This window comes from Verrucomicrobiia bacterium, from assembly GCA_035629335.1.
Lineage (GTDB): Bacteria > Patescibacteriota > Saccharimonadia > Saccharimonadales > Saccharimonadaceae > DASUUR01.
Window position 1 is genome coordinate 209,735 of the sequence record DASPIB010000001.1, and the last position, 21,529, is coordinate 231,263.

A 21,529-nucleotide genomic window follows, 5' to 3' on the forward strand; every position below is an offset into this window, starting at 1 on the left:
AATAAGTTCGAATATAATTCGTTGTAATAATAAACTGCCAATGGTAAAATGAGCTAAACGCGCTTTTGCTTAGGGCAATCCAAGCAATAAAAATGTATAAAACAGAACTACCAGGAGGCGGCATGAGGGGTGAGAAATACAAGAACTTATTACTCGGTAGGTCAATGCGCTTGGGCGGCTCCTTTTTGTTAAGCGCACTCCTATTGTGTTTGCTCGGACAGCCTGCTGCCGGTGCTAATCTGGCCAATAACCTTGAGGGGCAGTGGAACTTTAATGAAAATACGGGCTCGACCGCCAGCGATACGTCCGGAAAGGGCCATCACGGGACGATTGTTCGTACTGGTTCAGGAAGTCCAGCATGGGTGAGCCCGGGGCGTAGTGGAGGCGCCGCACTGCAATTTGACGGTAGCGGTGCACTTGGGGCGGCCGCAAGCACAGTGAATCTTGGCAATAACGCTGCGTTAGATGCCATGCCAACCTATGTACTTTCAGTTTGGGCAAAGTTTAATGCGGGATATCATGGCCCCTGTGGGGGCAACAGCTATGCTAATCTCATTGGTAGAAACAATGGTAGCCCTAATTGGTCGTACATGCTGTATGTTAACGGAGCCGGCAAAATACGGGTACATCACCGGCAATCTAATGGAGTAGGTAAACTATACGATTCCGCAAGCACCATCCCGATTAACCAGTGGGTGCATATCGTACAAGTGGCCGATGGCAATCGTTTGCGCCTGTATATCAATGGGGTAGAAGATGCTAGTTCAGCAACTGCTTCGGCAGCAAACACTTATGACGGGACCGCTTTTAGCTTGCCTACCGCCAATACCTACATTGGTCAAGATACGCGCGAATGTGCACCAAATGCTACCATTGACGACGCTACTATTTTAACGCCACTAAGAGCACCGGGGGGTGTGTTTGGCGGACTTGAGTACTGGCTTCGATCAGACGACATGCTACTCAGTGCAGGTACAATTCAGGCTTGGGACGATGTGTTTCAGTGGCATACCGACTACGATATTGCCGGGCCAACAGTCCCCACCATCGGCGAAGGCTTTAACTTTCATAACACCGCTCGGTTTAATAGCGGTTACTTAGCCTTTACTAATAAGCAACTTTTAGCCGGGGCGCAAGCTGGCGAAATATTCTCTATGGTGCAAACTTTAAGAGGGCTGGGCCAATCTGGCGGATACCCTTATGAGTTTGGCGGTGGTGGTTCGGCGACTACTTGGCAGTACGATCATTCTTCAAACGAAATCTTAACCGGCTTTGGTAATACTGTCCGTCGTGCCTGGGATCCGCGAACAGCGCCAGCCGGTGGCCCGACCAGAAGTGTCAATGATCCACTCATTTACAACGAGCTCAGCAAGCCGGGAGAATGGACGGCGAGGTTTAATGGCCTAACGAATTTTACCACCGCAACTAATACCGTAAATTTTGATACCAGTCCTTCTGGTCATACCTATATTGGTGCTGCACATAACTCGCGGTTTGTTGATGGTAACCTAAGTGAGGTCATCGCCTTTCGCCGTGATCTAAGCCCAGCCGACCGCGACCGGGTGCAATCGTACATGGCAGTTAAATATGGTATGACACTCGGCACGACAAGTTCGCCACTTAATTACAAGGCATCGAATGACACGGCTATCTGGACTGGTTCGGCAACCTACCAAAACAACATAACCGGTATCGGTCGCGACGACATTTCTATGCTCAATCAAAAACAATCAAAGTCGGAAAATCCTACTGGGTTAGTTACTATCGGGCATGGCAACACGATTGCCGTTGATAACGCCAGCAACTCCAATAACTTTACCGACGATAGAGACTTTCTGCTATTTGGCGATAATAATGGCAACCTCGCTTGGTCGGCAACAGGGGCGCCGGCCGGACAGCAAAAACTCGGGCGGGTATTTAGGGTGCAAAATACAGGGAGCGTTGGGTCGGTGAAGGTACAAGTACCCGGCAACAGCTCATCCCTGGTGACCAAATTGCCCAGTGAAGTAACGGCGGTTTATTTGTTGGTCGATACGGACGAAGATTTCTCGAGTGGCGCAACGGCTACTCTAATGACCCTAAATGGCACCGATTGGGAAGCGAACAGCGTGCTTGCAAATGGCAGCTACTTCACTTTTTCAACTGATATCATGCCGCCACCTGATATGACGGCGACGACCGATAGCGGTTCGAGCAACACCGACAACATTACTAACGATACAACGCCAACCTTTACAGGCATTTGTGCAGATGGTCAAACCGTCACCTTACGAATTGATGGCGCGGTAATTGCCCCCACGGCCACCTGTACGAGCGGCAGTTACACTATTACGCCAAGTGTACCCATTGCTGAGGGTAATCACACTATTACGGCTGGCGATCCTGTAAGCGCTTCGCTGGCTTTTACAATCGATACCACCGAACCACTTCCAAGCATGCCCGATATGCTGGCCGCCACCGATAGCGGCGCGAGTAATGGTGATGATCTGACGAATGACACCACGCCAACGTTTGCCGGTACCTGTACGGATGGACGTACGGTGACGCTTTATGTTGATGGTGCCGCTATAGCACCAACGGCTATCTGCACCAGTGGAGTGTATGTTATTACACCCAGTACTGCTCTCGCCGAAGGTATCCGGGCAATTACCACCACCCAAGGAGTTGACATAGCCGGGAACACCTCTGCGCAAACTGCACCTTTAAACGTTACTATAGATATTACACCACCGCCTGCTCCTGTTATAACTGGTCCGGCTGATGGCGCTGCTACCAACGACACAACACCGACCTTCTCGGGAACGGGCGAAGAGGGCGCAACCGTAACTGTTGAAGATGCTACCGGCGCGGTTATTTGCACCAGTGTGGTTACAAGCGGTGCCTGGTCGTGTGCCCCAACAACACCTCTCACAGGTGGTGCCCACAGCTTTAAGGCTAGCCAAACAGATGTGGCTGGAAATACCGGGCCCGAGAGTACGCCTAATGCTGTTACCATTGATACATCGCTGCCCGCTCCGCCAGTGATTAAAACTCCTGCAAACGGCACAATCACTCAGGATACTATGCCGTTTATTGTCGGGACTGGCATTCCAAACGCCACGCTGCATTTGGTAATTGATGGCGGTACGCCGATCGATATTTCGGTAGACAGCGCTGGTAACTGGTCGTACACCCCACTCAGCCCATTGTCTGAGGGGCCACATAACTTAGTAGCTACCCAAACTACTCCTGCGGGCACTACCTCAGGGGTAAGCGCCACCAATAACTTTACAATTGATATCACATCGCCTGCTGCTCCGGTTATTACCAGCCCCAGTAATGGCGAAGAGCTGAATATTGAAACGCCAAATATTCTTGGTACTGGCGAGCCTTATGCCAAAGTAGAAGTCAAAGACGAGCACGGTAATGTACTGTGTAAAGCCACGGTCACCAGTAGTGGCACCTGGAGCTGCGTTTCGGCCCCGCTCGCCGAAGGAACGCATACGCTCAGCGCCACCCAAACAGATCAAGCCGGAAATACCTCCGATCCAAGTACTGAAACCACCGTGATTATAAAGGTTAATACTGATGGCGCTGCTTCTGCGCTAGAAGATGGTGCGCCAAATAATGGCGACGGCAACGGCGATGGAGTAAAAGATAGCGAACAAGGTAATGTGACCTCAATTCCAAACCCCGTAACCGGTGGTTACGTGACGCTAGAGGTCATTAGCGACAGCTGCCAACGGGTGAGGAATCTTCAGGTCATACCTCAATCTTCAGTGGCTTCGGATCAAGGTCGACCCTATCCGGTTGGACTCTTCGATTATACCTTTGACTGCTATGCTCCTGGCGCTCAGGCGCAAGTAGCGCTCTATCTGAACAAAGCTTACGACACAAGCCAATGGGAGTGGCGCAAGTTTAACTCGGTGGTGAAGTCATTTAGCACAATAGCTAATGTAAGTTACGGTACGGCCAATATTGGCGGATCTACCATAACAACGGCAACCTTTACAGTTAAAGAAGGCGCAAGTCTCGATGAAGACGCAAAAACTAACGGTACCTTTGTTGACCCAAGTGGCCCTGCCATTGCTCCAGCCAACAGCGAAAATCTACCCAATACCGGCCAAAATCTACGAATTATATTGATCGTGGCCGCACTCTTAGTAGTAGCAAGCGGGGTGATTCTCTGGGTCTTCATGAAGAAAAAGAAAGCTAAAAAGAAAACACCTACCGGAAAATAGTAACTAGAATGTCACAAAAATATGTCATCGCTCATTTCTTTGAGCCGCAACCAGAAGGCTATAATTTTGCTTCCGCTGCTTGGCCACCGCATGTTACTATCCTTTCAAATTTTGCGACTGATTGGCAAGTTGAAAAAATAATACGTACCATAGAGACGTTAGCCAAACAAACAGCTCCATTCGAAATACAAACAGCAGGTGAAGCCTGGTTTGGCCCAAAGCAAAATGTCCACGTTCGACTTGTGGAGCCAAGCGAACCGATCATCGCACTTCATTTGCAGCTGCTGGCTATCGCTGAAGATAATTCATTTCGGCTTGATGCGCCACACTATTTAGGCGAAGGCTATCGTCCGCATATTAGCTTGCATGGTACTACCAACTTTCCGGCTGGTTGGCGCCATCATGTCGCGAACCTTACTTTAGTTGACATGTTCCCTAAAGGCGATATCTCACGCCGGGAAATAATCAAAAGCTTCTCTTTCTAATCGCTTAGCTAATTGCTATGGCTGTTTGCAAGGCGTACGATAAAAATGGTTCGCGTTTCCGAGTAAAGGGGTAGTCCCATAGCCGAGGAATACTGCGCGCTAAACCCTAGCAACAACCTGAGGGCAATGTATGATACGAACCCAGGTACTAGGCCATGTAGGGGTGACTGTGAACTGCATCGACGTGATTTCGAAATACGCGCGGGCGTTGGTGGCATATTGGCTGAAGTTAAGGACTACAAAATCCTGAGCATTCACAAGCTCGACAGGGGAGGCGGTTTCCCAAGCATTGCTGGCTCAGCGGCCAGTATCTGGATCCGCTCCCAAAACCGCGAAGGTAATGTTAGGCTCAAGAATATCTACCTAATTTGATAAGTGGTGCAGGGATGAAAATCCCTGCACCCTGACACTTTAAGAATTACGCTAACCCATTTTCTTGCGAATGCTCGCGGGGAGCTTCGCAAAAAAGCCCGAACTGAAAAGCTTATCAAAGTCAATCGTAGCCGACGTGTCTCGTTGTGATACTTCCTGTAGCGCCCTAAAGTCGCTCTCACTTAGCCCCACAATGGCATGCCCTGCAGTGATGCTTTTTGCTACAAGATTGACGATTGCATTTGCCACAGCAGCTGCCTCCTCGTTTGTAAGCGAGGGATACCGCTGTTTCATAGCCGCTGCAATACTATCCGCACCGTTGCTCACGAGTGTGCCTTTCTCTTAGCAAAAGGTTGCCTCAATAAATATAGTAACGATGCATACATCTGTCAACCATACACTGCTATACTAGATATATGACAAAAAACACTCCTTCACCGCAAGACATTAATTTTTTATTCGAAATGGGCAGTATCCGATTCATCGATCGGATGTGGCGGCGGTTCTTGCGCTACGATTTTGCAAACCTGGCCGAGCACCATTTCAGGATGTTTTGGATCGCCATGATGATCGCTTCGCACGAAGAAGGTGTCGACACAGGTAAGATAGCCAAAATGGTACTGGTGCACGATATTGCCGAAAGCCGGGCCGGTGACGTCGATTATTTAGCCCGGCAATACGTCGAGCGCAACGAACAGCTTGCGATCAAAGATATGCTGGCGGGCACGGCGCTTGAAAAAGAATTCTACGCGCTATGGGAAGAATACGAAGCTCGCGAATCGCTTGAAGCCAAAATTGTCAAAGACGCCGATAATTTAGATGTCGACTTTGAACTTGCCGAGCAATCGGTGCGAGGTGGCGTGCTCCACGACGAATGGAAAGATAACCGAGCCTTTGTTGCCAAGGAAAAACTATACACTGCCACAGCCAAGCAGTTATTTGAGCAACTCACTACGGCAAACCCCCACGACTGGCACCTCACTGGCCGCAACCGACGCAATAGTGGTGATTGGCAAAAGTAGCGGTCGAATACGGTAGATACAAGCGCATCATACCAGAGTAAATACAAGGAGGAATATGGCCGAATTACAAAAAGAGTTCAAGCGCAAAGATACTTTTCTCAAAAACTGGGGCGCGGTGATTATTCTGACTATTTTCTTTCTCGCTAGTTGGGCTGGGCAATTTGTCACACAGCTGGAAACAGCAAAACAAACCAGTCAACAGCATGGGCAAATATTCCAGATGGAAGAATTTTGGCCGGAATTCTGGAGCGCCACCTTCGAGAATTGGCAGTCGGAGTGGCTACAGCTAACTACTCAAGCACTGTTGATCTCTGGATTCTCGGCGTATATTTTTCGAAAGCAAGACGAAGAACACTTTAAGACCCAGCTGATGATCGAAGAACTAAGGGAAGAGATCAAAAAGAAAAAGTAACAACAGATCTACGGTAGGCATAATCTGAGCGAGGCCGTTGCCCAGTGTATTACCTATGTTTAGCCTAGCCAAATAATATACCACAAAAAAGAGACCGTTATCGGTCTCTTTTATAATTACTAAGCTAATCCGCCGCCGCCCATTTGTGAGCATCTCCGTTTAGGTTTGCTACACTTTGGATTATAAACCGTCTATGGTTGTTTTGTCTACATTTTTTCACAAAAAGTATCACGCTAAGCCCCAAAAAACGCTTATTACACCTTAAGTATAGCAAAATAAAAACAATAACGTCCTTCCTAATTCAAACAAAAACGTTATTGCCAGTGTATACGGTAGCAGTAGCCTTTTTTAGGCTTCTCAATCACCCAGGTCGCCCATTGCCTCTCGGGGTTGTATACCGCTCCCGGGACGGTATAGGGCCTGCTGGGTTCCGATGGCTTTATATAACTGCTTGTCACCACTTGCGGGCGTGCATTTGCAGGAAACTTCACGTTTAATTCAAGCCGCTCCATTTTTGTCCGGGCAAAGTAGTAAAGATACGGTTTAGCAACGCCTTTTTTATCGTGGAATTCTTGGGAATACTTAACTTCAATCTCTTCATCTTTATGGACCGGCGGGTTGAGCGCGATGAACCAGTAGTGCCAGTCGCCTTCAGTCGAAACAGTCGTGGCGACGTAAGGTGCGGGTTTCATGCTGCCACGACTGGTTTTATTCTTAAATAAAGCTAAAAGCTGCTGCCCTTTACCGCTTACCTTGGGTATGCCTTCTTCGCCAGACCCGCTCCACTGGTAGCCAACAGGGTAGACCATTAAATGATTAGTATCTGCCCGAATTTTAGTTGTATAACGCAGTACCGAGCGGTGGTTAGAGTTAATTTCGTAGCTCATGCTATCAGATAGTATGCGAAATCCGTGTCGTTGATTTCTTTGAGCTAAAAAATCATAAAATAAATACCCGCCCCAGCCAGCCAGGAAAGGAGTAACGATAGCAAAAATCCATACAAATACTTCAGTATTAGCGGCGATGAACAGCACGAGAGTGTACAGCAGGACAGCAAAAGCGTAGTAGGTATTGATGGCCTCAATTAGTTTTCGGAGCTTTTTGAGATCAAACATGTGTACTGTTAGTATACAGGAGTTGCTAAAGGTTTCGCTGACTTAGGCGATAAACACAACAGAGGTGTACGAGGTGTGTAAAAAACTGCTCTCCCCTTGTAAGTAGGTGGGGAGAGCAGGGCTGCTACTTTCGGGTCATTTCGACCTGCAGGGCATAGTGGTCAGAACCGATATCAAAAGATCTGGCACTAACTACCCGCAGCTGAGCAGGCTTAATCAGGATATGATCGATTTGATCACTTGCTTTACCGACCACGGAAGATTTAATCGAAATAGCCTGCCTGAAGCCGGCGGTAAACACCTCAGGAAAGGCTTGTTCAAGCGGTACGCCCAGATTGTTAAAGTCGCCAGTAATAACCAGCGGGACGCCATCACGCACAGCGAAGTGCTTAACAAGTGCTTTGCGAACACCACTAAATTCGGGCTCGTCAACTCGACGCTTAAAATGATGAAATGGCGGGAACGAGAAATTAATCACGTCCATTGGTCCATCAGGAGTTTGCAGCCGAACTCGCTGGCCGCCCTTATTGAACATGATCCAGGTGGTGCCGTCGCGCTCGATAGTGAGGTTGGGCGTCTGGATTTCAAAGTTTTCGACCGACAATAGCGGGTATCGACTCAGGATGCCCATGCCGAGCCAAAACTGCTTATCCAAGTGCGATCGCATCTTTTTGTCGAGCGCCGTGGCCGCAGTATAGCGGTAGCCCAGGCTCCGTGCAAACTCACCAACCATTTTACTGCTGGTATGACTCTCGAGGTGCACCTCGCTCAAACAGAGGATATCAGCTTGGGTTCCGAGCGCAGTTGCATACCGCTGAACTGAATGCCTGCCGAGGCCTGTTTTCCCATATTCACCTCCGGTGAATTCGTAACCACCATTAACGTTCGCAAAAGTCACGGTCATAGCCACTATCTTGTTTTATAACATCTTATTATTTTAAGCAATAGTTATCGCCCATTCCGGAAGTGTTAATTCTGGAATGGGCGAGTGGTCAGTGGGAAGGAGCCCGCATTTCAAGCGCGCGCCGGCTCACTTCGATGTTCACCGGCATCTGCAGGGCGCCATCGATCAGCTGTGGGGGCAGGTTGCGATTCTTTAGTTCCTTTTTGATACGCGGCTGCTCCTGTTGAATGCCAGCATCGGTGTTGGCAGTGGCGCAGAGATCGCCATGAACCTTGCTAAGATTATCAGCCAGGAAGCAGAGGAAAATCTCGAGCGCAAACGGTCCATCGCTAGGGCTGTTTAGAATACCAGTAATCACTCGGCCAAGTCGCGGCGATCGAGCAAAGGCCATCGAGTAACCACCTGGATGATTCTTGATTTCATTTCGCATTTCGCCAAGCTTGAAGTGCCGTTCTGCGCAGCTGGCGATGTATTCAATTTGGGCTGCGGTAAAACTGGCTTTCTTAAGGAATTGCTTTACTACCCCTTGGCGAATAAGCTTGCCCGAGTGCACCTCGTGCTTACCGAAGTGCCAGGCCATAGTACTGCTCGGACGTTCCTTGAAAGTGCGAGCCGTGAACTTGCCGACATCGTGCAGCACGGCGGCGATCTGTAGCAGTTGCCATTTTGAACGTCCATCGATCGACTCGCTGAGAGCGGCAGTGACAGCATCTTCCAGTCGCCACTGTCGCAAGAAATCTACCACCGTCGTTTGCAAATGCTGCTGAAACAGCCATGAGTGTGTGAGGATACCGTATTGGTGCCAAAACAGGTTATGCTGTGCCGGGTCGTCCGGGGTTTTAGCAAACTCCCGGTTCTCCTGATTGCTCATATCTAGTGCTCCCCGAACGAGCGAGGGGGCCACTTGCCGGAGTTTTTGTAGCGTCGAAGCAACAAGCTGCGAAGTAACCGGATCGATAGTCAGCATAGAAGCACTATACTATAAAGTTATAAAAGTGAAAAATGCCTAACCTCCAAAAGAGGAGATCAGGCAACCACGATCAGTAGTCTTGCCACGTGATTCTGCCCGCATGCTCTAGTGTTACTTTTTGGATTGGGCAGGCAAGGTAACTTTGACTAGCGAGAAGCCTACGTATCCATTCAAGAGCTTCTTTCTTGGCCTCTTCAAGATTAGCGGCCTGAATGGTCGTAGATTCTGTCTGTGGACGTCTGCCACAGACCAGGATAGCTTCCACGGGCCATTTGTCGCCATTCCGCGTGTCCGAAACACAACAAGTCACTTGATACGACCACTCCGTATCGGTAGCACGACGAGCGCGTGTAACAAATTTGCAACCCATTGAAGCCTCCTTGGAATAGAGCAACTAGGCCTTTGTAAATAATACCACATAATTTTAAAGTCTAAAAAAGCCTTGCAGGTGGGGAAGGCGTGCTACAATGCCCACAAGTTTTTGTTAACAGAGCTTACTATCAATCATTTTGTTATGTAAAAAGAGGAGTCTTATGGGCATACCTTCTCGGTTATTTAGTGTGTTTACGGTTTTAGGGTTACTACTTGGTGTGGTAGCTGCTCCACAAGCATCGGCAACTTATGCAGGTGACAATGGAAAGATCGCCTTTACAAAAATTTCACAGGGAAAAACTGGCATTTGGCGTGTACTGCCTACCGGTAAAGCGCAGCAGCTTTTGGTGGGTGATGGTGCACATTCACCGCTATGGTCGCCAAATGGCAAACGATTGGCTTATCTGAAGGCGGGTTCACTTTATAGTGTGCGACATGACGGCGCTTACAATCTGCTCGTGGCCGATAGCACCGGAGGTGAAATTAGCGAACCCGCCTGGTCGACAGATGGTCGGCAATTGGCATTTGTTCACCATAAAGAACAAGGATCGGTACGATATGGAGCAGTTTTTACGGTTAATGCTAATGGGGGCAATCTACAAAATCGAACCGGCTGGCTTAAAGGAGCAGTTTTGAGCAGTCCTTCATGGTCACCTGAAAATAGCCGTTTGGTGTATGCCGAGACCAAAAACGAAACACGGCAGTTAGTAATTGCCAATCTTAGCAGTAACTTTAAGCGGGCTTTAGTTACTACTTCCGATAGTGAGAGCGAGGCATTTGTCGCATGGTCGCCAAGCGGTCATAAACTTTTGTTTCGAGATAGCGCAAACGAGGTGTACACTATCTGGCTCGACGGCACGCACCGAACAGTAATTTCTGATGGCGACAGTTACGGCGCGTCGTGGGCACCAAACAGTAATCGCATCGTTTTTTATGAAGACCAGCACGATGAAGCGATCAGTATTAGCGCACCAAATGGGGATATCTCGTACCTGCCTATTACAAAATCGCCGACACAAATTATCAAAAACGCGCAGTGGTCGCCAGATGAGCGACAGTTACTGCTTTTGCTGGAAGACGAACGTACAAAAACAGCGTACCTCTATACAATCGATATAGCTACCGGTAAGTCGCTACCTGTGACTCACGGAACCATTACAGCCGCGAGCTGGCAGGCGAGATAGCAGGAATCGGCATGGTGGCTATTATACATGCCACCATGCGCCATAAAAGCATTAGCTTGATTGTTTGTACTAGGCTTCATCTGCTATTATGAATGCATGCGACCAATCTGGAATGGCTCTATCAGCTTTGGCTTAGTAAACATCCCAGTCCGGATGTTTAGTGGCTCAGAAACCCGTAAGGGTATCGACTTAGACATGCTTCATAAGGACGACCACTCGCCAATTCGTTTTGCGCGTGTTTGCCGCAAAGATGGCGAGGAGGTGGCGTGGGACGATATTGTCAAAGGTTACGAGTACCGTGAAGGCGGCTACGTCGTTCTCACCAAAAAAGATCTCGAAAGCGTCAGCCCTGAAAAAACGCAAACTATCGATATCCAGCAATTTGTGCAGGAAGGTGAAATCGATATCCGCTATTTCGAGAAGCCATATTATCTCGAGCCAGTGAAGGGTGGCGAGAAAGCTTACGCCTTACTACGCGGTGCCCTGGAAGAGTCTGAAAAATTAGCTCTTGTAAAATATGTTGCCCACGAACGGCAGCACCTCGGTGTTATTAAACCCGTTGGAAAAGCCCTAGTGCTTGATCAGATGCGTTTTCCGAGCGATATTCGCGAAGCTACAGATTTAAAATTCCCACAAACAAAAATTAGTGAAAAAGAACTTGATGTTGCCTTAAAGCTTGTGCGCCAGGAAACTAAGCGCTTTATTCCTGAAGATTATCACGATACTTACACCGAAGAGCTCGAAGAAATCATTGAAGCCAAAATAAAAGGCAAAAAACCACCAAAACACGATACTAAACCAAAAGAAACCGTCGCCCACGACCTTTTATCGGCTTTGAAAGCAAGTTTAAAGCAGTAATAAAGCTATGGGGCTAGGGAAGTATTTTCGAAAAAGAAACTTTCGTGACACTCCCGAGCCGCGCGGAAGACTAAAAGCGTCTCATTCTAAACAATTGCGCTTTGTGATCCAAAAACATCATGCGTCAAGGTTGCACTATGATTTTCGGCTGGAACTTGATGGTGTGTTAAAAAGCTGGGCTGTCCCAAAGGGCCCATCGCTTGATCCGCACGAACGTAGGTTAGCTATGATGGTAGAAGATCACCCTTTCGAGTATCGCAACTTCGAAGGCACAATCCCTAAAGGCAATTATGGTGCCGGCGAAGTGATTATTTGGGACGAAGGTACCTATGAGCCACGAAAGCCAACCAGCGACTCTGAAAAGCTGCTCCGGAAAGAATTAAAGCAAGGGCATATCACCTTTATATTACACGGCGAGAAATTACACGGTGAATTTGCTCTTATTAGAATGCACGCCGACGAAGAAAACGCCTGGCTGCTAGTGAAAAAAGATGATGAATTCGTAACTACCGAAGATATTCTGCTAAAAGATGTTTCGGTCAGAACAGGTAAAGCACTAGACGATCACACAGCGCCCGATTTACAAGGCTACCCAGCAGTAAAATCTCCCTGGCAAGTTCAGCCGATGCTCTGCACTTTGGTAGACGAGCCGTTTGATGGCGATGAATGGCTCTTCGAGATTAAATGGGATGGCTACCGGGCAATTGCCAGTAAGCACAAAAACCAGGTGCAATTATATTCTCGCACTGGGCAAAACTTTCTCGAAAAATACTCGCCAGTGGCCGAGGCGCTTCAGCAATTGTCCGACGATGTTATTTTTGATGGTGAGATTGTGGTAGTCGACGATAAAGGCCAGGCGCACTTTGAGTGGCTCCAGAGTTGGCACCGCGATCGAATCGGCGACATTCATTATTATGTGTTTGATATTTTGTGGTATAACGGGCGCGATATTCGAACGATGCCGCTTATCGAGCGCAAAAATCTACTAAAACGCATCATTTCCGCTCATTCAGTAATTCATTACAGCGATCACATTATCGGCAAAGGAATAGCACTGTTCGAACAAGTCAAAGCCAGCAGCATGGAGGGTGTCGTCGCCAAAAAAGCCAGCAGCGCTTATCAAGAAAAAACTCGCGGACCGCAGTGGCTCAAAATCAAAACCCAACTTCGCCAAGAGGTAGTGATTGGCGGTTTCACCGAACCGCGCGGCGGTAGAAAATATCTCGGTTCGCTGATTGTGGGCGTGTATAAAGATGGTGATTTTGTCTATGTTGGTCATTCGGGGGGCGGTATTCCTGATGAACAACGCCGCGAACTACAACAGCGACTCTTAAAACTAGAGCGTAAAACATCGCCCTTTTTGCATGAACCAAAGCCCAACGCGCCCGTCCACTGGGTGAAGCCGGAAATGGTCTGTGAAATGGCTTTCACCGAATGGACCGAGGATGGCTATATGCGCCACCCGCGATTTGTTGGCCTGCGCGAAGATAAAAAACCACAGACAATTCGCCGTGAATTAGTTAAGGAGAAGCAAAACGCTATGAAAAAAACATCATCCACCAAACTCAATCCCGAGCTGCACATTACCCATCCCGATAAGGTTTTCTTCCCTAAAACTGGCTATACTAAAGGCGATTTAATTGACTATTACAGCCAGATTGCATCATTTATTCTGCCGTATATCAAAGATCGGCCACTATCGCTGCTACGGCAACCTGATGGCATAAAAGGTGAAGCTTTCTTCCAAAAGAACATCGAGCATCTCCCTGAATGGCTGCCATCAGTCGATATTTACTCGGAATCCAACAAGAAAGACTTGCACTGGATGGTCGGCACCGGACTTGATGCGCTGCTCTATGCCGTGCAGCTTGGGAGCATTGAAATTAACCCCTGGAATTCGCGGGTTGGCCAGCTCGATAACCCGGATTGGGCGGTGATTGATCTTGATCCGGAAGGCGTCACTTTTCAAGATGTGATTACTGTTGCCCAGACCGTTAAACAGGTGTGTGATGAATGGAAGATACCGGCCTACCCCAAAACTTCTGGAAAAACTGGTATTCATATTTTTATCCCAATGGGCGCAAAATACACCTATGAACAGGTGAAGAACTTTGCCCATCTTATCGCACTGGAGGTCAATAAACGCCAACCGAAGCTAACAAGCGTGCTACGCATGCCCGAAAAGCGCCCTAACAAAATTTACCTTGATTTCTTGCAAAACCGTCAAGGGCAAACCCTCGCTGCACCGTATGCGGTGCGCCCAACCGATGTGGCCTCGGTATCAACACCACTCCATTGGGATGAAGTTACTGCCGAACTGACGCCAGAATTGTTTACTATTCGGACAATCCTTCCTCGTCTCGAGAAAATTGGCGATATCTGGAAGCCGGTTATCGGCAAAGGCATTAATCTTGAAAAAATTCTTAAAAATATTGAGTCATAATTTGTTATCATGGCTACATGACTACTCCCCGCGACTCATTTGAACTTGGCGTCAAAGCTTTTATCCGTGATACTTACGGTCAGGTATTATTACTCCACGTACCGCAAGAAAAAACCAGCCACCCTGGCGGTTACTGGGATATGCCCGGCGGCAAGGTTGAGGAAAATGAAAACATGGTTGTGGCTCTCCGGCGCGAGGTTAAAACAAAAACTAAAATTATTGAATTATTTAATATCGGCTCGTTTATGATGGTATTTCCTAATGTTTACTTCCGGTATGATGACGTTGATGCCGGCCTGATTATGGCGGTGCATAGTTGTGATGTACCGGCCCATGTGGGTTATGAAATAAACGATGAATACGACGATTCGCAGTGGTGCAGTCTGGATGAGGCTGCAGAATTACTGCGCGTAAAGTATCCAAAAGAATTCGTGAAAAAGGTGTTAGATCTTAAAAATAGTCAGGAATAGTAAGGGTCGTGCGGTAGTAAGCAGTACCACCGCACGACCAATTTTACACCTCTTCGTGTCGAGAGGGAATCACGCGAGCAATAAATGCTTCAATGGTATAGCGGGGCATCTCGCGCTTGAAGGCCACGAATGCCTCTTCAGCATTGAGCTTTCTCTCCTGTAGATGATTTGGTCTTGCAGAAAACCTTACAATCAGGACTTCTCTCCCCTCAAGTCGTAGTCGCAGATCGTCAAAATTCAAATCCATAAACTCGTCACTGGTTAACGACAGCCGACGTTCCATGTCTACTCCTCGAAGGTGGTGACGAATTCCTCTACTATTCTACCGCAGATGATTGTCAGAGAAAACCACCGGGAGGGAGATTGCTTTTCTATGTGATATATAGTATATTACTACTACCTCAACTGGGGAAGGTGAGCATGAATCAACTTGATACCGCGCGTGAAACTGGTTTCTTTCTTGTGGAAACTGATGTTGGAGGTGAGCGGTATAGATTTATAATTGCCTCGGGTGTTTCAAGTCAACGGAGCGTGGTATATGTTGTCTCGAATCACCCAGAACTTGAGAAGGGGACTCATCAGCACATCGTTAATAGGTGCGAGGAACACAAGGGGAAACCTGGAGGTCGGCGGATTATTAAGCCTGGCGAACAACTCTGCCTTGGCTTTACCGGCGCGATTGAAGGCGGGGGAAAGCATGTCGGCATAGTGAAGAGTATCACGCAGCAGTCAGGTATTAAGTTGGAGGGCGACAGGTTGGTAATCAAAAATCCCCATCATCCACTATCCAGCCGTGTATCTTAACCGGTTGATTTAAAGTCCACACGTTTACACTAAGCAACACTGGTGTAAACGTGTGGACATATTAAATTAAGCGCTTCTCGAAGTAGCAGTCTTACGCCGACACTTACCCGAACAGCAATCGCTCTGCCAGCAAAAGCTTTCCGTAGGTGGCAAGCGAAAGATCTGGGCGAGCCAGTAGCTTATCGATGCTCAGCAGCGACACTACTTCAAGCTCGGCTTCGTACCAGCCGGCCGCCGTGGCTACCAGGTGGTGGTGCCCACTTTCGGTAATGGTCCGCAGTTCTTCTTCGGAAAGATTAAGCGCAAACACTTGGGCGCAACTTACTTCCCTGGTATCTACTAGTTGACGCGGTCCGCCGAGCGGCTGCAGGCGTCGGGCAGACACCGTAATGTTTGCCTGATCGAGAAGCGCCTTCACGGCTACTTCTACAGCTGACCTTCCCGGCTCCCATTCTGCGGTAATTGGCCGTAGCTCTGTACCAGACTGGTTGCGGGCTTGGGCCGATCGTTGCCGAAGGAGGAGCGTGCTTGTTTCGCGCCCGGCGCGGTGAAGCGGCACAACACTTACCGTATCGAGTGCGCCACTGGTCCACAACCGATCCACATACCGGTCTTCGGCGGTGATGTGCCAGCTGCCCCGCACTGCCCACCGCTGGTGTTCATTGGTGGGGGCACCGACAACCTCTAGTGCTTGAAGCACGATTCCGGCTTTGGCCTGATGCTCGAAATAGTTCCTAAAATTCGTGCGCCACAGGCATAGCGGAATGAGCGTTGCAGTTTGCTCGCGCCAAGCACCCCCGCCAATGACCTCCATCACTGTGTGGGCAGCCTGGCTGTGGCTTCCTGCCACTCGCAGCCCGTAATCTTGCACTAGCGATCGTTGGTAGCCCGTCGCCAGACTAATGGCTGGGTCATCAGGGATGCCAACAACAATACGCTGCGGCCCTTGAGCAACAAACAAACCTAGCTCTGTGTTAGTGGTGGCGGCTAGAACGTGTTCGGTCCGCACAATCCAAAACACAATTACATCAGCTCGGGCCATTGCCGCCAGTTCCCAGGCCTTTTGATCGTCATAATTTGGCGGCATCTCGCCATTTCGACGCTGCGGCGTAAGCACTACACCCGTAAAGCCTGCAGTTCGCAGTGCCTGCATCATCTCACCGTGCCAGTTTGCCGGCTCTTGGTGTGCAAGATGACTGCGGGGCAGCGGGCCTGCCAGGTAGACGGTTGCGTTGACTTCACTCGGAAATGGTTCGCCGGCGTACACAATCTGAGCCACTGCCACTCCTCTAGTAAAAAAGCCAGGAACCTCCTGACTCGCGGTTGATTATGCGGGAGTCGGAAAGAGTTGTCAAATGTTCCAGGTCCGCTTCTAATTTAAATGGTGCTGGCATTTAAGCCAGCACCAGGGTGTGTTAGTAACCACGTGCTTCGTTGTAGGTCCGGGCGCGAATTCCCCTGGGCCAGCCGTGCAAAACCAGTTCGCAATTTGGCCCCGGAAGGTCTGCGATAACGATACCTTCGGTGCTATAAATGGTCCGGGGCTTCATCACAAGCCACCTCTGCATAGGATCAGATGTATCGGTTGAGCTATACCCAATAAAATGCCAGCAACTATCTGGAATGGCAAAAACATTCCCATTCTTATCAACGAAACGAATGTTCTTCGGTGGAGAGAGATTCAACAGTCCCATGGCTGCCCCTACAGTTGAGCGGTTAATGACAAGTCTACTATAACATTCTTTTGATTTTATACAAAAAGAGATCGCTGCACGCAATCTCTTTTTTGTATTTGTTTATTACCTAAGCAGTTGGCGTAGCGGGGGGTGTGTTGGTAGGCTGTGCCGGAGTGGCTGGGGGGGTACCTGCATCTTCTTTAGCTGCTGGCCCACGATACACTGCATCACCAAATCCGAGGATAGGATAGCCAATGAACGGGAAGAGTACATTCAGAATAGTCATACCAACGCCTTTTCCGAACGAGCGTGATAGATCATGAGTGGTAATAATCGTCAGGATAAGCGCTGCAACCGCTCCAATCAGTGGAATTGGAGTAAGCAGGTAAATAAGAATCAGCCATGGTGAGCGGCCAATGATCTGAAACAAAGTCACCAGGTTATAAATAGGAATGATAGCCTTCCAGCCTTTTTGTCCGGCTTTTTCGAAAATCTTCCATAGGCCTACAATCGAGGCGATGACAGTAATTAAACTGATGATGATAACTGGCCATAGCATTTCGGGCGGAATCGGTTGATACTGCATGCTATCGAGGTCGGTTGTTGTGTAATATGATTGTGCGACGAGCTCGAACATATCGCTCCTTTGTTAACTATTAGCTAAAGTATAATCTTTTACAAACGCCACGTAAATGGTTTGTTGTAATTTTATTAAGAAGGCCGCTCGTGTTTTTGGCACGAACGGCCTTTTTTGCCGCTGTTACTGCGTCACGCCGACCTTAGCCAGCTCCTGCTTGACCTTTCTGATCAAGCCGGGGTCCTCGTTGTCAATCATCCGCTGCAGGTTCTTCTTGTGGGCCATGGCGACCTTATCCCAGCCAAGTGCTGTCGTTAGGCTCGTTCCCGCTACCTGATTGAGCGACTTGAACGTCGGCATCACGTAGTGGTCAATAAACCCGAGTTGCTTAGTAACGAACACATCGTAGCTTTCCACTTTTCCGCTCGATGGCGTCTCGCGGACGTTGACATTGATGCCCTTAACGATGAACTTCATAAAGTCGCTCTTCAGGGCGACATCTGCCGCACGAATCATGCAACTAATGGGGTGCGCCGGCTCCACGATGGGTACATTACTAATGCGGCGCTGCTGCGCGTCCTTGCCGCCAAAGGTAGTCGCCAGAATCACGGCTACCATGAAGGCGATCTTGGGCCAGGGCAAGCCGTGCTCCAGGCCGAACTCGGTTACCTCAAGGGCGCTCACCCATTCAGTAGAGACGTTCGTACCCAGCTCGGGCTTGTGCAGCTTGCCAGGCTCAGCGTCTGCTCGCAAGGTCGAACCGCAGTGGTAGCAGTCGTGGCAGTAGGCGGCGATCTCAAGCATCTGCCGAACCGCCAGGTACTCTCCCTTTGCCTTAGCGCCGTAGTGCTTGTCGAAAGCCTGTAGTACATTACGACGCACGTCTTCAAAGTGTTCGGGGTTGTGATCCGGTAGCTTCAGACGCGCGACTGACTTATCGGCGAAAGCCTCTGCGGCCTTGAGCAGTTTGTTGTATTCAGCTACCGGAATCGGATCGAAATCTTTCGACGTAAACGTGTACGTTCGTAGGGCATTTTCCACCTTTTCCGGGAAGCCGCCATACCAGCTCTTCACGCCCGTCACGTCAATGAACGGTGCCCACAAACCCAGATTCATCTCTGCTCCTTACCTTATGAGCCAAAAGCATGCTCGGTGTGAGTATCGGTTGCACATCGCTGTGCACTTGTAAGAATACTCTAAGAGTCGTATCATAAAAACATGTTGTGCAAAATCTGCACAATTCGCGTTTTATTAACCGTACCAGAGAGGTTCGATATGGAAAAACCACAGCCCTTGCGCGAATTAATTCGGCACTATTTCAAAAAACTCGACCTTCTGCCAGAGATAGCTGATATTTATTTTGCACTCTACACGCACGGTCCGCAAACAATTTCAGAACTCGCCCGCTATTCGGGTATTGAACGAACCCGGATTTACCGCTTAATGGATGACATACAGCGATCGGCGGTGATAGAAATTGAAAGCCATTATAAACGAAACATCTTTAAGGCGGCGGATATTGCAAATCTCCAAATCTTAATCAGTAAAAAAGAGCAAGAGCTTACTGAGCTCCAAGAAGATTTCGCTAAAATCGACACAATTATTCGCTCGGCTTCACATTCGTCGCCGGTTGCACGCGTTCAATTCTACCAGGGGAGCGATGGCGTCAAACAAATGATGTGGAACCAGACACGCTCGAAAGAAGGCACCGCAAACTACTCAATTTTATTTGAAAATATGCAAAGTCGTACTCAAAGAAAGTTTTTTGAACGATGGGTACGGCGGTGTAACGAAAAAAACCAAGTATTTCGTGGCATAATTGGCGATAATTTTATAAACACCCAGCGCGAGTGGTATAGTTCGCAGCAAAACGAACGGCTCGCAAACTGGCAGGCGCGATATGTCCCCGATTCTCTATTTAAGATCACCTATTCTACGGTCATTTACGATAACGTGGTTTCGTACTACAACTGGAGAGGCGGCGAAATTTTTGGTATTGAAATTTATAATCAGGACATAGCAGATGCTCAAAAGCAATTTTTTCACCTGCTTTGGCAACAAGCCCAGCCGGTTGATGATTTAGTTGGCCCCAAAAAACAGTAGTTTCTGGTATGATGCATATATGTCGATGCCATATCATTTTGTCCTTGTTCGCCACGGTGAGTCAGAAGCAAATACCATTCGGAATGCCGCTCTGGCGGGTGACGACAGTTTATACACGGCCGAGTTTATCAATCGACCTGATCATCAATTCCGGCTCACCGAAGAAGGAGCCCGCCAAGCTCAAGTAACAGGGCAGTGGATTAAAAAGCATATTTTGACTGCCAACAAATTGCTAACTTTTGAGCGCACGTATTGTTCGCCATATGCGCGTTCAATTGAAACCGCTGGGCACTTACAGCTGCCGCTGCGCGATGGCTGGCGGCTGGAATATTTGGTGCGCGAACGCGATTTTGGTGATATTGAAGGCCTCACCACCGCCCAGTTTCAACGGCAATACCCGCAAAATGCCGAAAAGCGAGCCAAAGATCCGCTATTCTGGAAGCCGCCGGGTGGGGAATCGATTATGGAAGTTGCAGAAACCCGGGTCCGTGAACTGTACGCCATGCTGCACCGCGAAGTACCCAACAAAACTGCCATTGTGGTATCGCATGGTGTATTTTTGGTGGCAAATCTTTTAGCGCTCGAACAACCAACGCCAGAGGAATGGAATAACTGGAAAGCCGATCCAAGCCGTAAGATACATAATTGCCAGGTGCTGCATTATAGTCGCGTGCATCCAGAAACCGGTGAAGTCTCACCGCATATTCGCTGGGTGCGGAGTGTTTGCCCCTGGATGACTGGCGTCGATCATCCTGGTGAGTGGCGCGAATTTCGTCGTCATAAATACAGCAACGATGAGCTCCTGGCGTACGCTCAGGCAATCGCCAGACTGAATACCAATGATACTACTTCGGCTTGAACGAATCATCCAAGAAACACCAAGTGTTAGATCGTTCATTTTTCGCCCCGAACAGCCGGTGGCTTGGCAAGCGGGGCAATCAATCCGCTTGGAATTACCAGTGGGCTACGACCTTCATGAGCGGCGTTTTAGTATTGCCTCGGCTCCGCACGAGAAGGTTATCCGTATCACCACGCGTCATAGTAGTAGTAGATTTAAGCAAGCTCTCTGGAAATTACAGCCCGGAGCGGTAGTGAACGGCTTCTCAATAGAAGGTAAGCTTGTTTGGCGCGAAGAACAACAGTATATCTTAATTGCTGGTGGCGTAGGCATAACACCTTTCCGCAGCTTATTGTCGCATGCGGCGACGGTACAATTGCCGTACCCTATTCATTTGATTCATGCTGCACGAGATAACTTTTTGTTTAAAGAGGAGATCGCACTTTGGCAGTCAAAAATGCCCGCGCTCACTATTATGTATCGCGAAGTCCGGCTTGACACCGGGGTCCTTGCATCAATTGCCGACCCCCTGACTCTGTATTATATAGCCGGTCCAAAACAAATGATCGCAACGACAAAGCGGCATCTATCTGAAGGCGGTGTTGCTCCCGATCGAATCCTGCACGAGAACATTTAGTAAATTACGGGTGATCTTGCAGTTTCAAGGATTTAAATAGCTAGCAACTAGTGCCACTCAGCGGTGG

21 protein-coding genes are annotated in these 21,529 nt (G+C 48.7%); 12 read left to right on the forward strand and 9 right to left on the reverse strand.

What is annotated here, in order from left to right; all coding sequences use genetic code 11:
* Positions 1–92: 92 nt before the first annotated feature.
* Together VD907_01200 and VD907_01205 are read left to right on the forward strand one after the other, a co-directional pair.
* Positions 93–4,220: an Ig-like domain-containing protein gene (locus VD907_01200; protein ID HYG83473.1), complete on the forward strand. Its 4,128-nt coding sequence runs from the start codon at positions 93–95 to the stop codon at positions 4,218–4,220.
* A gap of 8 nt (positions 4,221–4,228) precedes the next feature.
* A complete protein-coding gene (locus VD907_01205) occupies positions 4,229–4,705 on the forward strand; it encodes a 2'-5' RNA ligase family protein (GenBank protein HYG83474.1) in 477 nt (158 codons plus the stop codon).
* 423 nt (positions 4,706–5,128) lie between these two features.
* Here VD907_01205 and VD907_01210 read toward each other — a convergent pair whose 3' ends face one another.
* Positions 5,129–5,404, reverse strand: coding sequence for a hypothetical protein (locus VD907_01210; protein ID HYG83475.1), 276 nt, complete (start codon positions 5,402–5,404; stop codon positions 5,129–5,131).
* Positions 5,405–5,493: 89 nt separating this feature from the next.
* On the opposite strand from VD907_01210, the gene VD907_01215 reads away from it, so the two are divergent.
* Both VD907_01215 and VD907_01220 read left to right on the forward strand, forming a co-directional pair.
* The gene (locus VD907_01215; GenBank protein HYG83476.1) at positions 5,494–6,099 is read left to right on the forward strand and encodes an HD domain-containing protein; all 606 of its coding nucleotides are present in this window, start codon (positions 5,494–5,496) and stop codon (positions 6,097–6,099) included.
* A gap of 55 nt (positions 6,100–6,154) precedes the next feature.
* Entirely contained in the window at positions 6,155–6,511 is a 357-nt protein-coding gene (locus tag VD907_01220) for a DUF6766 family protein (protein ID HYG83477.1), read from the forward strand.
* A gap of 314 nt (positions 6,512–6,825) precedes the next feature.
* Here VD907_01220 and VD907_01225 read toward each other — a convergent pair whose 3' ends face one another.
* From VD907_01225 to VD907_01235, 3 genes are all read right to left on the reverse strand, one after another.
* Positions 6,826–7,626 carry a hypothetical protein gene (locus tag VD907_01225; GenBank protein HYG83478.1) on the reverse strand — a complete coding sequence of 267 codons (801 nt, stop codon included), beginning with the start codon at positions 7,624–7,626 and terminating at the stop codon, positions 6,826–6,828.
* 124 nt (positions 7,627–7,750) lie between these two features.
* Positions 7,751–8,530 (reverse strand): endonuclease/exonuclease/phosphatase family protein, encoded by a 780-nt coding sequence (locus VD907_01230; protein HYG83479.1) that lies wholly within the window; start codon positions 8,528–8,530, stop codon positions 7,751–7,753.
* 88 nt (positions 8,531–8,618) lie between these two features.
* Positions 8,619–9,497 (reverse strand): HD domain-containing protein, encoded by an 879-nt coding sequence (locus tag VD907_01235; GenBank protein HYG83480.1) that lies wholly within the window; start codon positions 9,495–9,497, stop codon positions 8,619–8,621.
* A gap of 536 nt (positions 9,498–10,033) precedes the next feature.
* On the opposite strand from VD907_01235, the gene VD907_01240 reads away from it, so the two are divergent.
* The 4 genes from VD907_01240 (at position 10,034) to VD907_01255 (ending at position 14,827) form a co-directional block, all read left to right on the forward strand.
* Positions 10,034–11,056 carry a hypothetical protein gene (locus tag VD907_01240; GenBank protein ID HYG83481.1) on the forward strand — a complete coding sequence of 341 codons (1,023 nt, stop codon included), beginning with the start codon at positions 10,034–10,036 and terminating at the stop codon, positions 11,054–11,056.
* A 96-nt stretch (positions 11,057–11,152) separates the two neighbouring features.
* A complete protein-coding gene (locus VD907_01245; protein ID HYG83482.1) occupies positions 11,153–11,914 on the forward strand; it encodes a Ku protein in 762 nt (253 codons plus the stop codon).
* A gap of 7 nt (positions 11,915–11,921) precedes the next feature.
* Entirely contained in the window at positions 11,922–14,357 is a 2,436-nt protein-coding gene (ligD, locus tag VD907_01250; protein ID HYG83483.1) for a DNA ligase D, read from the forward strand.
* A 17-nt stretch (positions 14,358–14,374) separates the two neighbouring features.
* Entirely contained in the window at positions 14,375–14,827 is a 453-nt protein-coding gene (locus VD907_01255; protein ID HYG83484.1) for an NUDIX hydrolase, read from the forward strand.
* Positions 14,828–14,870: 43 nt separating this feature from the next.
* Here the strand turns inward: VD907_01255 and VD907_01260 are convergent, their stop codons facing one another.
* The gene (locus VD907_01260; GenBank protein HYG83485.1) at positions 14,871–15,110 is read right to left on the reverse strand and encodes a hypothetical protein; all 240 of its coding nucleotides are present in this window, start codon (positions 15,108–15,110) and stop codon (positions 14,871–14,873) included.
* 137 nt (positions 15,111–15,247) lie between these two features.
* Here VD907_01260 and VD907_01265 point away from each other — a divergent pair, with 137 nt between their 5' ends.
* Positions 15,248–15,631: a hypothetical protein gene (locus tag VD907_01265; protein ID HYG83486.1), complete on the forward strand. Its 384-nt coding sequence runs from the start codon at positions 15,248–15,250 to the stop codon at positions 15,629–15,631.
* 103 nt (positions 15,632–15,734) lie between these two features.
* Here VD907_01265 and VD907_01270 read toward each other — a convergent pair whose 3' ends face one another.
* The 4 genes from VD907_01270 to VD907_01285 form a co-directional block, all read right to left on the reverse strand.
* Positions 15,735–16,910, reverse strand: a complete 1,176-nt coding sequence (locus VD907_01270; protein HYG83487.1) for a nucleoside 2-deoxyribosyltransferase domain-containing protein — start codon at positions 16,908–16,910, stop codon at positions 15,735–15,737.
* Positions 16,911–17,046: 136 nt separating this feature from the next.
* Positions 17,047–17,325, reverse strand: coding sequence for a hypothetical protein (locus VD907_01275; GenBank protein ID HYG83488.1), 279 nt, complete (start codon positions 17,323–17,325; stop codon positions 17,047–17,049).
* Between the two features lie 109 nt (positions 17,326–17,434).
* Entirely contained in the window at positions 17,435–17,944 is a 510-nt protein-coding gene (locus VD907_01280) for a DUF5684 domain-containing protein (GenBank protein ID HYG83489.1), read from the reverse strand.
* 123 nt (positions 17,945–18,067) lie between these two features.
* Positions 18,068–19,000: a hypothetical protein gene (locus VD907_01285; GenBank protein HYG83490.1), complete on the reverse strand. Its 933-nt coding sequence runs from the start codon at positions 18,998–19,000 to the stop codon at positions 18,068–18,070.
* 159 nt (positions 19,001–19,159) lie between these two features.
* Here VD907_01285 and VD907_01290 point away from each other — a divergent pair, with 159 nt between their 5' ends.
* Genes VD907_01290 through VD907_01300 form a run of 3 tightly spaced genes read left to right on the forward strand, consistent with a single transcriptional unit; the run spans position 19,160 to position 21,462 of the window.
* Positions 19,160–19,987: a helix-turn-helix domain-containing protein gene (locus VD907_01290; GenBank protein HYG83491.1), complete on the forward strand. Its 828-nt coding sequence runs from the start codon at positions 19,160–19,162 to the stop codon at positions 19,985–19,987.
* Between the two features lie 19 nt (positions 19,988–20,006).
* Positions 20,007–20,846, forward strand: a complete 840-nt coding sequence (locus tag VD907_01295; GenBank protein ID HYG83492.1) for a histidine phosphatase family protein — start codon at positions 20,007–20,009, stop codon at positions 20,844–20,846.
* Complete coding sequence (locus VD907_01300; GenBank protein ID HYG83493.1) at positions 20,827–21,462, forward strand: FAD-dependent oxidoreductase; 636 nt, start codon at positions 20,827–20,829, stop codon at positions 21,460–21,462. Before VD907_01295 ends, VD907_01300 begins: the two co-directional genes overlap by 20 nt.
* Positions 21,463–21,529: the final 67 nt, after the last annotated feature.